This is a genomic window from Mycobacterium sp. (assembly GCF_035697385.1).
Taxonomy (GTDB): domain Bacteria; phylum Actinomycetota; class Actinomycetes; order Mycobacteriales; family Mycobacteriaceae; genus Mycobacterium.
Window position 1 is genome coordinate 1 of sequence record NZ_DASSCY010000235.1, and the last position, 13,687, is coordinate 13,687.

A 13,687-nucleotide genomic window follows, 5' to 3' on the forward strand; every position below is an offset into this window, starting at 1 on the left:
GCATTGTCGAACTCGGCTCGGCGCAACCCGGTCGGCGCCTTCCCGTTGCCGTCGAGGACGCGCGCGATGAGCGCGCGATGCAGCTGGGTTATGTCGGACATGGTTGTCGGCGGTCTCCTCTCAGTACGGGCAGTGCCGCGGACTTGCTTTGCGTCGTCGAATGCGGCTCCTATCAATAAGACGATTGGCGGCTCGCCGAAAACGACAGCCCGGGTTCAGGTCCATGCGATGCGCTCTTGTAGCACGGCTCGTTCGGCGGGGTTGGCGGTCAACTCGAGTGCGTGGCCGTCGGCGGCCCTGGCCTGGTCTGGATCACCGAGTTCGCGCTGCAGCTCGGCGCGCGTCGCGTGGTAGAGGTGATAGCGGTCCAGCACGCCGGCGAGCGCATCCAGTTCGATCATGGCTGCATGCGCTCCCGACCTGTACCGCAGCGCGATGGCGCGATGGAGGCGCGTGACAGGTGACGGTGCGAGGTGAAGCAGCATGTCGTAGAGCAGCACGATCTGTTCCCAGTCGGTGTCCTGCCAGCGTTTGGCTTCGGCATGGCAGGCGACGATCGCGGCTTGCAGCTGGTACGGGCCGGGACGACGGTATTTGGTGGCGCGGGTAAGCAATTGAGTCGCCTGCGCGATCGCCTCGCCGTCCCACAGGGTCCTGTCCTGGTCCTGCAACAGCACCAAATGACCATCGCGATCGAAGCGGGCCGCTGCGCGGGCGCGGTGCAGCCGGATCAACGCGAGCAGGCCACCCACCTCCGGCTCGGTCGGCATCAGCTCGTGCAGCAGAGACGCAAGCCACTCGGCGTCCTCGACGAGATCGCGCGACTGCGCCCGCTCGGCAGTACACAGGTAGCCCTCGTTGAACAGCAGGTAGATCACCGCCAAGACCTCGGCCAGGCGGGAACCCAGCTCGTCATCGGCAGGGATCCGGTACGGAATGCCCGCATCGGTGATCTTACGTTTGGCGCGGGTAATCCGTTGCGCCATAGTCGTTTCCTGCACTAGGAACGCTCGCGCGATCTGGGCTGTTGTCATGCCGCACACCACCCGCAGCGTCAGCGCGATCTGCGCCTCGCGGGGTAGTGCCGGGTGGCAGCATGTGAAGATCAGCCGCAGCCGCTCGTCAGGCTCAGGCTGAACCGGCCACTGCAGTTGCGCCAATTTGGCGACGTAGTTGTGATCGCGCCGCCGTGCGTCCAGGCCGCGGCGTCGGGCGACCGTGAACAGCCAGGAGTCCGGCCGCTGCGGTATCCCTTCCACCGGCCAGTGCCGCAGCGCGGCCAGCACGGCATCCTGAACCAGATCTTCTGCGGTGGCGAAATCGCCTGTCACATGCATCAAAGACGCGGCCAGTTGGCTCGCGTGTTCGCGCACCACGCGGGCCAACTGGGCATGCACCGCATCAGTCAATGGACTCATGACTCCAGGGGACGGATCTCGACGATCGGGCAGGCCGGCCAGGCCTTGACCATTTGCAGTGCCTCGTCCAAATCGGCGACCTCGATCTCGGCATACCCGCTCACGACCTCTTTGCCTTCGACAAACGGCCCGTCGATGATCACCGGTTCATCGCCGTCGAGCCGCACCGTCGTCGCGGTCTCGGGAGATTTCAGCTTGCCACTGCCCCGCAGCTTGTCCGCGTAGGTGGCGAACCATTCGTTGACCCTGCCGTAGGCCCGCTCTCGTTCGGACGGGTCCATGGCCGCGAGTTCGCTCTCGAATTCTTCGGTGTCGACGAACAACAGCACATACTTCATGCCGCACGCCTCCTGGATCCCTGGCATCCGCCGCCGAGTCCGTAACAGACCATCAGGCTGGGCTTGATAGTCGATGGCATCCATGTACCTCCTCGTCCGGGATGTCCTTTGCATCCCTATCAGTAAGACGATCGGCAGCACGGCCATTACGACACAGTGGCTCGCGGGGAGAGCTACAGGCGGGCGGCGAGTTCGGTGCCCTGCTTGATCGCACGCTTGGCATCGAGCTCGACGGCCACCGCCGCGCCTCCGATCACGTGCGGCTCGACGCCGTTGCGGCGCAGGCCCTCTTCCAGATCACGGACAGACTCCTGGCCGGCGCAGATCACGACATTGTCGACCGCGAGTACCCGCGGGTCTGACCGATCGGAGCCGAAGCTGATGTGCAAGCCGTCGTCGTCGATGCGTTCGTAGTTCACGCCGGAAAGCTGCTGCACGCCTTTGGCCTTCAGTGACGCGCGATGCACCCATCCCGACGTCTTGCCGAGCCGCTTACCCTGGGGTCCCTTCGTGCGCTGCAGCAGATACACCTCGCGCGCGGCCGGCGCCGGGATCGGTGTCGTCAGCGCACCCCGCGCCTCCTGAGGATCGGCGGCGCCCCACTCAGCTTTCCATTCCTTCAGGTTCAGCGTCGGTGATTGGTCGGTGACCAGGAACTCGCTGACATCGAACCCGATTCCTCCGGCGCCGACGACGGCGACGGCCTTGCCGACCGGCTTGCCGGCGATGGCTTCCGCGTACGAAAGGACCATCGGATGGTCGACGCCAGGGATGTCGGGAATCCGCGGAGCCACCCCGGTCGCCAGCACCACTTCGTGGAATCCGGCAAGCTCGTCGACATCGGCGCGGGTCCGAAGCCGGACGTCGACGCCGTGTTTGTCCAGCATCGTCGTGTAATAGCGGATCGTTTCGCTGAATTCCTCTTTGCCGGGAATCCTTCGCGCCAAATCGAATTGACCGCCGATGCCATCGCCGGCCTCGAACAGCGTCACGTCGTGTCCCCGCTGCGCCGCGGTGACCGCTGCGGCCAGTCCGGCCGGCCCTGCGCCGACCACCGCGATCCGCTTGGTGCGACGCGTCGGTCCAAGCACCAGCCTCGTCTCATGGCCTGCCCGCGGATTCAGCAGGCACGACACCGTCTTGTGGACGAACGCGTGATCCAGGCACGCCTGGTTGCAGGCGATGCACGTGTTGATTTCGTCGGCTGCGTCCGCGGCGGCCTTGCGCACCCAGTCCGGGTCCGACAGCAGTGGGCGCGCCATCGAGATCAACTGCACATGGCCGTCGGCGAGGATCTGTTCGGCGGTCTGCGGCATGTTGATCCGGTTGGACGCCACCACCGGAATGTTCACGTGTTCGGCCACCGCGTTGCTGATGTCGACGAACGCGCTGTTGGGCACCGACGTGACGATCGTGGGCACTCGCGCCTCGTGCCAGCCGATGCCGGAGTTGATGAGCGTGGCGCCTGCGGCCTCGACTTCCGTTGCGAGTGCGACGATTTCGTCCCAGCTTTGGCCGTCCTCGACGTAGTCCGCCATCGACATCCGGTAGCAGATGATGAAGTCGTCGCCGACGGCGGCGCGGGTACGACGCACGATCTCGACCGGCATGCGACGGCGCTTCTCCGGTGTGCCTCCCCACGCGTCGATGCGCTTGTTGGTGCGCGGCGCCAGGAACTGATTGAGCAGATAGCCTTCGCTGCCCATGATCTCCACGCCGTCGTACCCGGCTTCGCGGGCGAGCACAGCGCAGCGCGCGAAGTCGTCGATGGTGCCGTCGACATCCCGCAATGCCCGCGGGCGGAACGGGTTGATCGGCGCTTTGATGGCCGACGCGCTCACCGAAAACGGGTGGTACGCATAGCGTCCGGCGTGCAGGATCTGCAGCAGGATCTTCCCGTCAGCGTCGTGCACGGCGCCGGTGATGCGACGGTGCCGTCGAGCATCCGACGACGAGGTCATCTGCGCGGCGAACGGCAGCAGCCAACCGGTCCGGTTCGGGGCGTATCCGCCGGTGATGATGAGCCCGACGCCGCCGCGGGCACGGTCGGCGAAATACGCTGCGAGCCGGTCGGTGTCGCGGGCCCGGTCCTCGAGGCCGGTATGCATCGAACCCATCACCACGCGGTTGCGCAGCGTGGTGAAGCCGAGGTCCAACGGCGACAGCAGGTTTGGATAGCTCATTGTGGTTCTGCTCTTCGCGCGAGCGCTCATCGCTGGGCCACCTTTAACGCCGCCGCCACTTCGTCGAGCCAGTCGACGGCGCTTTCCTCCGCGCGGATGCCGCCGCGCAGCACCAGGTACTGATGCAGCGCACTACCGGTCAGCGCACCAGGTTCGGGAAACTGGCGTTTCTCGAATCCGCGGTAGGCGTCAAGCAATTCGGCGCGTTCGGCGCGCAATGCGGCGACCTGCGCGCGTAGCACATCGACGTCGCCGTGGGCGGCGCCGCGCACCTTCACGGCGAGGTCGCGGGTGCGGTTGTCGGCCACCGAACTTCCGCGGCCGGACAGCGGTTCGGCAATCCAGCGGGCCAGCTCATCGCGGCCGGCATCGGAGACCGTGTACACCTTCTTGTCAGGCCGGCCTTGCTGCACGACCGGTGCGACGTGCACCCAGCCGTCGTCCTCCATCGCCCGCAGCGTGCGGTAGATCTGCTGATGCGTCGCGGCCCAGAAGTAACCGATGGACCGGTCGAACCGGCGCGCGAGTTCGTATCCGGATCCGGACTGCTCGCACAGCGCGACCAGGATCGCGTGAGGAAGTGCCACGCAGGCAGCCTACGGCGAATCGCGCGACCTATGCAACTGGTTGCACTGCAACCTTGCGCATAGGCCGCGCGATTCGTCAGGTCAGCACCAGTTCACGTTGACGTCTGTGCCGCCCGAGTTGACGTGCACCGAGCAGTCGACGGGTTGGTACGACGCGGTGCCGCCCTCCGTCACGTACACGGCGTCGTAATTCGGGGCGCTGTCACGCGGCGCGGCCAAGGCGGGGCTGGCGAGTCCGATCGTCATCGCGAACAGCGTGCCGGCCGTGGCGAGTCCGAGCGCTAACTTCTTCATTTACGACTCCTTTGTCAGGCTTAGTCAAGCTAAGCAGTTGCTATCTGGAGGAACGCGCGGCGCGGCAGCGGTCTTCCTTCGCAGGAGCCATTTCGCCCGTCTCGCAAGTCATCACAGTCGAACGCACATGTGGGCGGCGTCACATACAGCTCGGAGCAGCGAGAAGGGCAAGTCAGATGGGTGTGTCCCTAGGCGTGCTGTATGTGCAACGTCTAGTATCAGTAACCACGCGCCACCCTTAACCGGGCGGTGTAAAAGTTAGGGCACACTGAGACAGACGTCCAAGTACCGGTTTCGGATACTGGCAACGACTTTTCAGCGGGCTCGACCCAGCCTGGCAGCCCCGGACAGGAGATCGAGGAGCAACCTGTGACGTACACGATTGCCGAACCCTGCGTCGACATCAAAGACAAGGCATGTATCGAGGAGTGCCCTGTCGATTGCATCTACGAGGGCGCACGCATGCTGTACATCCATCCGGACGAATGCGTCGACTGCGGCGCGTGCGAGCCGGTATGCCCGGTCGAGGCCATCTACTACGAGGACGATGTGCCCGACCAGTGGAGCGGATACACGCAGATCAACGCCGACTTCTTCGCCGAACTGGGCTCGCCGGGCGGCGCGTCCAAGGTGGGGTTGACGGAGAACGATCCGCAGGCGGTCAAGGATCTCCCGCCGCAAGGCGAGGAGTCCTAAACGGCCCGCCCGCACCTTCGTAGGCGGGTGTCGGCGTCGTTGCCGGTGTTCCCTTGGGACACCCTGGCCGACGTCACGGCGCTCGCCCGTTCACACCCCGACGGCATCGTCGACCTGTCGGTCGGTACACCGGTCGACCCGGTCGCGCCGCTGATCCGCGACGCACTCACCGCGGCCAGCGCATCGTCGGGCTATCCCACCACCGCGGGTACCCCTGCGCTGCGGGCGTCGGCGGCTGCTGCATTACGCCGCCGATATGGCATCACCGGATTGCCCGACGACGCAGTGCTTCCCGTGATCGGCACCAAGGAACTCATCGCGTGGCTGCCGACCCTGCTCGGGCTGGGTGGCGAGGACGCGGTCGTCGTGCCCGAGCTGGCCTATCCGACATACGAGGTCGGCGCGCAGTTGGCGGGCGCCCAGGTGGTGCTCGCTGATTCGCTCACTCAACTCGGCCCGCAGTCGCCGCCGCTGGTGTACCTGAATTCGCCGAGCAATCCGACCGGCAAGGTGCTCGGTGTTGAGCACCTCCGCAAGGTGGTGGGCTGGGCCCGCGAACGCGGCGCGCTGGTCGCCTCCGACGAGTGCTACCTGGGTCTCGGGTGGGACGCCCAGCCGTACTCGGTACTGCATCCAGAGGTCTGCGACGGCGACCACACCGGCCTGCTGGCCATTCATTCGCTGTCGAAGACATCGTCGCTGGCCGGTTACCGCGCCGGCTTCGTCGCCGGTGATCCGGCGGTAATCGCCGAGCTGCTGGCGGTGCGCAAGCACGCCGGGATGATGGTGCCGACGCCGGTGCAGGCCGCCATGGTCGCCGCGCTTGACGACGATGCGCACGAACGCGAGCAGCGCCAGAGGTATGAGCGACGACGCGCCTCCCTGCTGCCGGCACTGCAGTCGGCCGGGTTGACCGTCGATCACTCCGAGGCCGGGCTCTACATCTGGGCCACCCGCGGCGAACCGTGCCGCGACACCGTCGCATGGTTTGCGCAACGCGGAATCCTTGTGGCGCCAGGAGAGTTCTACGGCCCACGCGGCTCACGACACGTGCGCGTCGCGCTCACCGCGACCGACGAGCGGATAGCCGCTGCTGTGCAACGACTTACGTCTTAGCGCGAGCAGCAGCGAAAATCGCGCCGAGAGTAGGGAATATGACGGGATCCGACGCGGATTCCGTCATATTCCCTACTCTCGCGATGCCCTGCCACAGCGCAGACGTCCACCCAGGGCATATCGCCCATTTTCGAGAGGAACGCAAAAGGCCTCGACACGCCGAGGTTTTGGGTGCTTTTACGTCTGCTCGCGCAGTAATCCGAGCGACATCGCCGTCGTCACCGCTGCCGTGCGGTCTGAGACGCCGAGCTTGTTGAACGCCCGCAGCAGGTGAGTTTTCACCGTAGCCTCGCCGATGTGCAGCTCACGTCCGATTTCCGCGTTAGACCTGCCCTTTGCGACGTGGCCGAGGACTTCTACTTCACGGGCGGACAGCGTCGCCGAACCGGGTTGTCGCACAAAGCGAACCAGCCGATCCGCCACCGTCGGCGCCAGCACGGTCTTGCCGCGGGCGGCATCGCGCACCGCTTCGGCCAGCTCAGAGCGCGACGCATCCTTGAGTAGATAGCCCGCAGCGCCCGCCTCGACGGCACGCAGGATGTCGGCGTCGGATTCATAGGTCGTGACGACCACGATCCGCGTCCGCGGTAACACCGCCAGGATTCGTTCGGTCGCTGCCACGCCGTCCACATCGGGCATCCGCAGGTCCATGAGAATCACGTCGGGACACAGGGATTCGGCCATGACGACGGCCTCGGCGCCAGAACCCGCCTCGCCCACGACGGTGAGGTCTGGTTCGGCGTCGATCATGCCGCGCAGTCCTTCGCGGACGACAGGATGGTCGTCGACCAGCAGGACGGTGGTCATGCCGGAACCTGCAGGGTCACCGTCGTCCCGCCGCCGGCCGTCGGTGACAGTGACATCGTTCCGCCTACCTGCGCCGCACGTGCCCGCATCCCGCGCAGGCCGAAACCTTGTGTGATCGCATCGGGCAGGCCAATGCCGTTGTCTGCCACCGCCAGTCGCACGCCATGGTCGTGGGCGGACAGTTCAACGGTCACAGTATCTGCCTGCGCATGCTTGCGAATATTGGAGAACGCCTCCTGCGTGGCGCGCAGCAGCACGACGTCGGCCGCCATACCCAGCGCTGGAAGACCGTCGTCCGCGCGCATCGTCACGGCGATTCCGGTTTCGTCCGACAGCCTGTCGCACTGGCGTTGGATAGCCGCGGAGAGTGAACCCTCATGCAGCGCTGTGGGAGTCAGTTCGGCCACCATCGCCCGCGCCTCGGCCAGGTTCTCCCTGGCCGTTGTGCGGATGAGTTCGACGTGCCGCTTCGCGGCGGCCGTGTCGGTCTCCAACTCGGGCTCGACGGCTTGCGCGAGCGCAACGATGCTGGTGAAACCCTGGGCCAATGTGTCGTGGATTTCGCGTGCCAGCCTTTCCCGTTCGGCGGCCGTGCCGGCCTCGCGTGACAGGCGCGCACTCTGGGCCCGGGTCGCCGCAAGCTCCGCGACAAGTTCGGCCAGTTTCCTGCGCTGCTTCATCGACGTCATGATCGTAATCCCGATGACGGGTGCAGCGATCAGCCCGACGAGCGTAAAGGCAACCGCCAAAGGCAGATGGGGCCACCGGAACCCATAAATCAACAGCGCGAGGCTTAGAGGCGCGAAGTTCACCACAGTCGTAACAACGAGCGCGGTGGGCAGGGGTAACGAGGCGAACACGAGGGGATAGATCGCGGGCACCGCAGCAACCGCAACCGCCGACGCCGACATCGCGACGATCCACAGCCCGATCACCGTCGCGAGAAACAGCAGTGTTCGCCAATCGAATTCGCCCCCGCGGCTGACGCGACTGCCGAACGCCGATACGCACACGACGATGCCAAACAACGCTGCGAGCGCCACTGGCACGTTGCTCGGGACGCGGTCGTCGAGCATCACGACCCCCGCGGCGGCTGCGGCGCACATGCCTAAGACGTAGGCATCCCACAGCCAGTGCCACTCACCGCTTCGCCCCCCGCTCATGGGGCGATGTCCCCTACTTTCACTGGGGGCCCAAACCCTCGGTCGGCACCCAGTTGCCGTGAAAGCCGTGTGGCACCCGTGCCGGAAGGTGCACGGTCGCGACGGTTTCCAGTGTCTGCCCATCGAGCAGCACCAGGTCGCTGCGGTCGGCCGACCGGTCGTACACGAACCCCATCGCCACGCCGTCGTCCTCCGCGGCATCCGCAGTCGACGGGACGAAGACGAACTCGCCGGGCTCGCGGCCGGGCCCGAACGCAACGGACTGGGAGCTATGTGTGGAGAGGTCATGTTTCAGGATGGCGTCTTGCCGGGAGTATCCATCCGACTCGCGGGAGTACCCGACGGAATAGCCATACCGGTGGCGCCGGCCGACCAGTCGTTCGTCGACGCGCGGGAATTCCTGGGGAGTGTCGTCAAGACGTTCTTCGATGACCTTGGCAGAGGTGAGATCAACGGTCCATCGATCCAATGACTGGTCCTCGGGGAACAGGCGAGTGCCCGTAGTGAACACCGACGAGTGACGCACAACGTCGAGCACTATTCGGTCGCCATCGTCATAGGCGTTCAACGGATGGAACACGTAGCACGGCTTGACCTCGAACCATCTGATGTCGGAGGCCGTGCCTTCGCGTGGCATCACCCCGACGCGAGCCTGCCGTTCCGGCGCCCATCGATAGGGCATGCCCCCTGACGGTGGACCCGAGCGTTCCGACCCACGCATGATGGCGCGCACCACGAAATCCGGTGCGGCGTGGCGTTCAGCGATGCGCGTCAGCATTCCGGCGACGGCCTTGGCGGGCCGGCCGTGTAGCACCCCGCTCAAGTCCAGGGCGACCGGCAAGTCGTACAGCACGACGTACTTTTCGGTCAGCGAGAAATCGTGCATCATCGTCTGAGCTTTCAACCGGATGTTCACCGTACGGCGGACCTTGCCGTCGACCCCGGTGACCGTGTACTGAACAATGTTGCCGCGCATGGGGTTATAGGACACCGCGTGCAGCTCGCCGGTTGCGGGATCGCGCTTGGGATGTGCGGTGTACCCGCCGAACAACGTGCCGCAGAAATCGGAGGGGCCCACGGTCTCGAGTTCATCCGTCAGCTCGTAGGGCCGAACACCGGACTCCGCGATTGCGTACGTGCGACCCGCGTGGCCGATGATGTTGGTGTTGGCGGCGAAGTCGACACCGCCGGAGTGTGCGCCGCCTGGCCATGTCTCCCCAAGCCTGCGAGCGACGTCGGCGGATCGCACATACCTGTTGCGGTACCAAAGCGCCTTGCCGTCGCGCAGACGGAGGCCGTGAGCCATTCCGGTACCGAGGAACCAGTGGTATTTCGCGGGGTCAGGGTCGCCCATCGGGTTGGGCCCAATGCGCAAATAGCGGCCGTCGAGGTACTCGGGAATGGATCCCGTGACGTCAAGATCGATCGCCGTGATCTCCTCGCGCACAGGAGCGAAATTGCCGGTTAAGTACGGGTTGTCCGTCTCGCGGACCCGCGCTGCAGTGGTCATGACTTGATGCTGCGCCTGTCCGGTGCGACTGCGAAACCCCCTGACGGTTGAATTCCGGTGTCCATCGACCGGTTGACAGCTGGATACACCGTCGAGTGGCCAGTTATGGCACGCGCCAGCGCGAAATGCGTGCAATAAGTTCCCACTCGGGGCCTAATCCGCGGTCGCACGCAATCCCAGCGCAAGGACGAGCCGATCGTCCGGGTCGTCCAACGACGTCGATAGAAGCTTCTCGATCCGGCGCACGCGATAGCGCACCGTATTCGGGTGAACGTGCAAGCGCTGCGCCACGGCGCCGATGTCGCCGAACCCGTCCAGGTACGCCTGCAGCGTGTCGGCGAGCATCGGATCCTGCTCGCGCAGCTGTCGCACCCGCGGGTCGACGAGCCGCGGCTGGCCGGCCACCTGCGCGACGATCGCGTCCAGCAGCACGGTGGTGCGCGCTTCGTCGAGGGACGACACCTGCCCGATGGCGCCGGGGTGGCGCTCGGCGCTGTCGAACACGCGGTCCACCTCGGCGCGCGCCGATGCGACACCCGCCAGTCCGGCCAGCGGCGCCGCGATGACGGCCCGCAGCGTCAGCCCAAGCTCGCGGCGGAGCGCCGCCACCACGCCGCGCACCCACGACGTCACCGATGACGGCACACCGGTCTTCGGTAGGAGTACATACACCCGCTCGCCGGTCGACGCGACCTGCGCATCGGCGCGAAAGGCGCTTGCGCTCAAAGCGATAACGTCAGCAGGCACTGTAGTGGCCACGCCGCGAAACCCGATCAGCGCTGCGCGGCCGTCGGCCACAATGCCCAGCTCGCGCGCGATCACCGCGATATCAACATCCTCCCCGCCCAGTCCAAGCAGCTCCTGTACCCGAACCGTGTGCGTCGATGGTGCGGCCGCCAGCCGCGACATGATGCGGGCCGCGAGCACCGCCCCGCCGCGCATGACGTCCTCGACGTCGTCGGCCAGCGGCGCCGACCCCTGCTGCAACCAGATCGTCCCGGCGAAACCCGGCCGTCGGCGAGCGTCGGTCGCAGGCAGGTGGATGCCGACCGCCAACCGCGGCCGCAGGCCCAATTCGGGGCGCTCGGCGACGCGGACGACCTCGCCGCTGGCGCGCAGCGCGTCGAAGATGCCCCACTGTCCGATCCACTCCAGGTGTTCTGGCGGGCCGGCGCGGCCAAGGATGGTCAGCCGGCGCAGCTCGTCGGCCTCATCGCTGGAGGCCGAGTAGGCCAGCATGTGGGACTCCGCGTCTTCGATGCTGATCATGCCGCGGGTGCGGTCGGCGATCGACTGAGCAAGGCCGAACAGGTCGGTGCCGGAGTCGTACAGCGGGTCGCCGCGATCGCCGTGATGCTCGAAGGCGTGGTTGACGAGCTTGTACAGCAGTTCCCACCGCGCCCGCGGTTCGACGGCCACCACCGCGGTGCCCAGCGCGACGGCCCGCCGGACGGCTTCGTCGGTTGGCTCCTTGACGAAGATTGCGGCCGGCACTTTGCCGGCCTGCTCGCCGATCCAGCGCACGGCATCGGCGTCGGACACTCCCAGCAGGAAGAACAGGTCGGCCGATCCAGGGCCGACCGCCAGACCCAGCCGCACGTCGTCAGCGTCGACCAGCGCCACCGAACCCACCGGCATGTCCAGGCCGCGCGGCGCCTCGACCAGCGTGACCATCGTGCGGTCGAGGGCCAGTAGCAGCTGTCCGAGACCCAGCCCGGAGGATTGCTCCGCCATGGCACCCCTCCTTTGTCCGATTCGACTATAGAGGCCTGAGGGTGTTGTCGGATCAGCCATGTGTTGCGCGTCGCATTCAGGGGATCCTTGCTGCATGGACGCCATCACCGACGTACCCCTGCCGGCCAACGAGCCGATTCACGAATACGCACCTGGTTCGGGTGAACGCACCCGGCTCACTGAACAGCTACGGGCGCTAGCTCAGGAACCCATCGACCTGCCGCACGTCATCGGCGGGTCCCACCGCATGGGCGACGGCGAACGCATCGACGTGGTCCAGCCGCACCACCATGCAGCGCGGCTGGGCACGCTGACGAACGCCACCCACACAGACGCCACCGCCGCTATCGACGCCGCGATGGCCGCCAAGGCCGAATGGGAAGCCACGCCGTTCGACGAGCGCGCGGCAGTGTTCCTGCGTGCGGCCGACCTGCTTGCCGGTCCGTGGCGGGAGAAGATCGCGGCGGCCACCATGCTCGGCCAGTCGAAGAGCGCCTACCAGGCCGAGATCGATGCCCCGTGTGAACTCATCGACTTCTGGCGCTTCAACGTCGCGTTCGCCCGCCAGATCCTCGCGCAGCAGCCGATCAGCAGCCGCGGCGTGTGGAACCGCACCGACTACCGGGCGCTCGAGGGCTTCGTCTACGCGATCACCCCGTTCAACTTCACCGCGATCGCAGGCAACCTGCCGACCGCACCGGCGCTGATGGGCAACACGGTCGTGTGGAAGCCGTCGCCGACCCAGGCCTTCGCCGCGTACCTGACCATGCAGCTGCTGGAGGCGGCGGGTCTGCCGCCCGGTGTGATCAACCTGCTCGGCGGCGACGGCAAGGCGGTTTCCGATGTGGCGCTTGCCGATCCGCGCCTGGCCGGTATCCACTTCACCGGATCGACGGCGACGTTCCAGCACCTGTGGCGCGAGGTCGGCAACAACATCGACCGCTACAACGGTTATCCGCGACTGGTCGGGGAGACCGGCGGCAAGGATTTCGTGCTGGCGCATTCCAGCGCTCATCCGGATGTGTTGCGGACAGCGCTGATTCGCGGCGCATTCGACTACCAGGGGCAGAAATGCTCGGCGGCGTCACGGGCGTTCATTCCGCGCTCGGTGTGGCAGAAGATGGGCGACGACTTCCTCGCGGCGACCGACGCGCTGCGGTACGGCGATGTCACCGACCTGTCCAACTACGGCGGCGCCCTGATCGACGAGCGGTCATTCGCCAAGAACGTCAAGGCCATCGAGCGGGCCAAGTCCGCGGCAGGGGTCACTATTGCGGCGGGTGGCGAATATGACGACAGCGAAGGGTATTTCGTCCGGCCGACGGTGCTGCTGTCCGACGATCCGAGCGACGAGTCGTTCTGCACCGAGTACTTCGGCCCGATCCTGTCGGTGCACGTGTATCCCGATGACGACTACGAGCGGCTCCTCGACGTCGTCGATACCGGCGCCAAGTACGCCTTGACCGGCGCGGTGATCGCCGACGATCGCGCGGCGGTGCTGCGCGCCCAGCAGCGACTGCGGCATACGGCCGGCAACTTCTACGTCAACGACAAGCCCACCGGCGCGGTGGTGGGACAGCAGCCCTTCGGCGGTTCGCGGGCGTCGGGCACCAACGACAAGGCCGGTTCGCCGCTGAACCTGCTGCGCTGGACCTCGGCCCGATCGATCAAGGAGACGTTTGTGCCGCCGACCGATCACAACTACCCCCACATGGAGGCGTGATCATGGCCGACCTGTTCAGCCGGGTCGTGCGCCCGGCGATCCTGGCCGCCAGCCGGGCTGAAGGGTTGCGACGGGCTGCAGAGCGCTTACCCGTAACTCGCAAGGTGGTGCAGCGCTT

12 protein-coding genes and 1 pseudogene are annotated in these 13,687 nt (G+C 66.3%); 4 read left to right on the forward strand and 9 right to left on the reverse strand.

Translation table 11 applies throughout. From position 1 onward, the window contains the following. Positions 1 to 215 precede the first annotated feature (215 nt). From VFH65_RS19830 to VFH65_RS19850, 5 genes are all read right to left on the reverse strand, one after another. Positions 216 to 1,418 carry an RNA polymerase sigma factor gene (locus VFH65_RS19830; protein WP_353323755.1) on the reverse strand — a complete coding sequence of 401 codons (1,203 nt, stop codon included), beginning with the start codon at positions 1,416 to 1,418 and terminating at the stop codon, positions 216 to 218. Beyond that, on the reverse strand, positions 1,415 to 1,840 hold the full coding sequence (locus VFH65_RS19835) for a YciI family protein (protein WP_353323756.1): 426 nt from the start codon (positions 1,838 to 1,840) through the stop codon (positions 1,415 to 1,417). The genes VFH65_RS19830 and VFH65_RS19835 overlap by 4 nt, the downstream gene beginning before the upstream one ends. 89 nt (positions 1,841 to 1,929) lie before the next feature. Beyond that, the gene (locus tag VFH65_RS19840; protein WP_414688462.1) at positions 1,930 to 3,969 is read right to left on the reverse strand and encodes an FAD-dependent oxidoreductase; all 2,040 of its coding nucleotides are present in this window, start codon (positions 3,967 to 3,969) and stop codon (positions 1,930 to 1,932) included. Then, the gene (locus VFH65_RS19845; RefSeq protein WP_353323758.1) at positions 3,966 to 4,526 is read right to left on the reverse strand and encodes a PadR family transcriptional regulator; all 561 of its coding nucleotides are present in this window, start codon (positions 4,524 to 4,526) and stop codon (positions 3,966 to 3,968) included. The genes VFH65_RS19840 and VFH65_RS19845 overlap by 4 nt, the downstream gene beginning before the upstream one ends. Before the next feature lie 81 nt (positions 4,527 to 4,607). Then, a complete protein-coding gene (locus tag VFH65_RS19850; RefSeq protein WP_353323759.1) occupies positions 4,608 to 4,820 on the reverse strand; it encodes a hypothetical protein in 213 nt (70 codons plus the stop codon). A gap of 369 nt (positions 4,821 to 5,189) precedes the next feature. Here VFH65_RS19850 and fdxA point away from each other — a divergent pair, with 369 nt between their 5' ends. Further along, positions 5,190 to 5,516, forward strand: coding sequence for a ferredoxin (gene fdxA / locus VFH65_RS19855; protein WP_353323760.1), 327 nt, complete (start codon positions 5,190 to 5,192; stop codon positions 5,514 to 5,516). A gap of 27 nt (positions 5,517 to 5,543) precedes the next feature. Further along, on the forward strand, positions 5,544 to 6,632 hold the full coding sequence (gene dapC, locus VFH65_RS19860) for a succinyldiaminopimelate transaminase (protein WP_353323761.1): 1,089 nt from the start codon (positions 5,544 to 5,546) through the stop codon (positions 6,630 to 6,632). A 177-nt stretch (positions 6,633 to 6,809) separates the two neighbouring features. Here the strand turns inward: dapC and VFH65_RS19865 are convergent, their stop codons facing one another. The 4 genes from VFH65_RS19865 to VFH65_RS19880 all read right to left on the reverse strand — a co-directional run bounded on the left by VFH65_RS19865 (position 6,810) and on the right by VFH65_RS19880 (position 11,846). Next, complete coding sequence (locus VFH65_RS19865; protein WP_353323762.1) at positions 6,810 to 7,439, reverse strand: response regulator transcription factor; 630 nt, start codon at positions 7,437 to 7,439, stop codon at positions 6,810 to 6,812. Continuing rightward, positions 7,436 to 8,602: a sensor histidine kinase gene (locus VFH65_RS19870; RefSeq protein ID WP_353323763.1), complete on the reverse strand. Its 1,167-nt coding sequence runs from the start codon at positions 8,600 to 8,602 to the stop codon at positions 7,436 to 7,438. The genes VFH65_RS19865 and VFH65_RS19870 overlap by 4 nt, the downstream gene beginning before the upstream one ends. Positions 8,603 to 8,621: 19 nt before the next feature. Then, on the reverse strand, positions 8,622 to 10,112 hold the full coding sequence (locus VFH65_RS19875; protein WP_353323764.1) for a carotenoid oxygenase family protein: 1,491 nt from the start codon (positions 10,110 to 10,112) through the stop codon (positions 8,622 to 8,624). A gap of 153 nt (positions 10,113 to 10,265) precedes the next feature. Continuing rightward, the gene (locus tag VFH65_RS19880) at positions 10,266 to 11,846 is read right to left on the reverse strand and encodes a PucR family transcriptional regulator (RefSeq protein ID WP_353323765.1); all 1,581 of its coding nucleotides are present in this window, start codon (positions 11,844 to 11,846) and stop codon (positions 10,266 to 10,268) included. A 94-nt stretch (positions 11,847 to 11,940) separates the two neighbouring features. On the opposite strand from VFH65_RS19880, the gene pruA reads away from it, so the two are divergent. Both pruA and VFH65_RS19890 read left to right on the forward strand, forming a co-directional pair. After that, positions 11,941 to 13,569, forward strand: a complete 1,629-nt coding sequence (gene pruA, locus VFH65_RS19885; protein ID WP_353323766.1) for an L-glutamate gamma-semialdehyde dehydrogenase — start codon at positions 11,941 to 11,943, stop codon at positions 13,567 to 13,569. Positions 13,570 to 13,571: 2 nt separating this feature from the next. Further along, positions 13,572 to 13,687, forward strand: a pseudogene (locus VFH65_RS19890) (proline dehydrogenase); the annotation flags it as partial.

Bases quoted from the DNA above. Each gene is read 5' to 3' on its own strand.
- VFH65_RS19830 (WP_353323755.1), bottom strand. From the start codon at position 1,418: ATGAGTCCATTGACTGATGCGGTGCATGCCCAGTTGGCCCGCGTGGTG.
- VFH65_RS19835 (WP_353323756.1), bottom strand. From the start codon at position 1,840: ATGGATGCCATCGACTATCAAGCCCAGCCTGATGGTCTGTTACGGACT.
- VFH65_RS19840 (WP_414688462.1), bottom strand. From the start codon at position 3,969: ATGAGCGCTCGCGCGAAGAGCAGAACCACAATGAGCTATCCAAACCTG.
- VFH65_RS19850 (WP_353323759.1), bottom strand. From the start codon at position 4,820: ATGAAGAAGTTAGCGCTCGGACTCGCCACGGCCGGCACGCTGTTCGCG.
- VFH65_RS19865 (WP_353323762.1), bottom strand. From the start codon at position 7,439: ATGACCACCGTCCTGCTGGTCGACGACCATCCTGTCGTCCGCGAAGGA.
- VFH65_RS19870 (WP_353323763.1), bottom strand. From the start codon at position 8,602: ATGAGCGGGGGGCGAAGCGGTGAGTGGCACTGGCTGTGGGATGCCTAC.
- VFH65_RS19875 (WP_353323764.1), bottom strand. From the start codon at position 10,112: ATGACCACTGCAGCGCGGGTCCGCGAGACGGACAACCCGTACTTAACC.
- VFH65_RS19880 (WP_353323765.1), bottom strand. From the start codon at position 11,846: ATGGCGGAGCAATCCTCCGGGCTGGGTCTCGGACAGCTGCTACTGGCC.
- pruA (WP_353323766.1), top strand. From the start codon at position 11,941: ATGGACGCCATCACCGACGTACCCCTGCCGGCCAACGAGCCGATTCAC.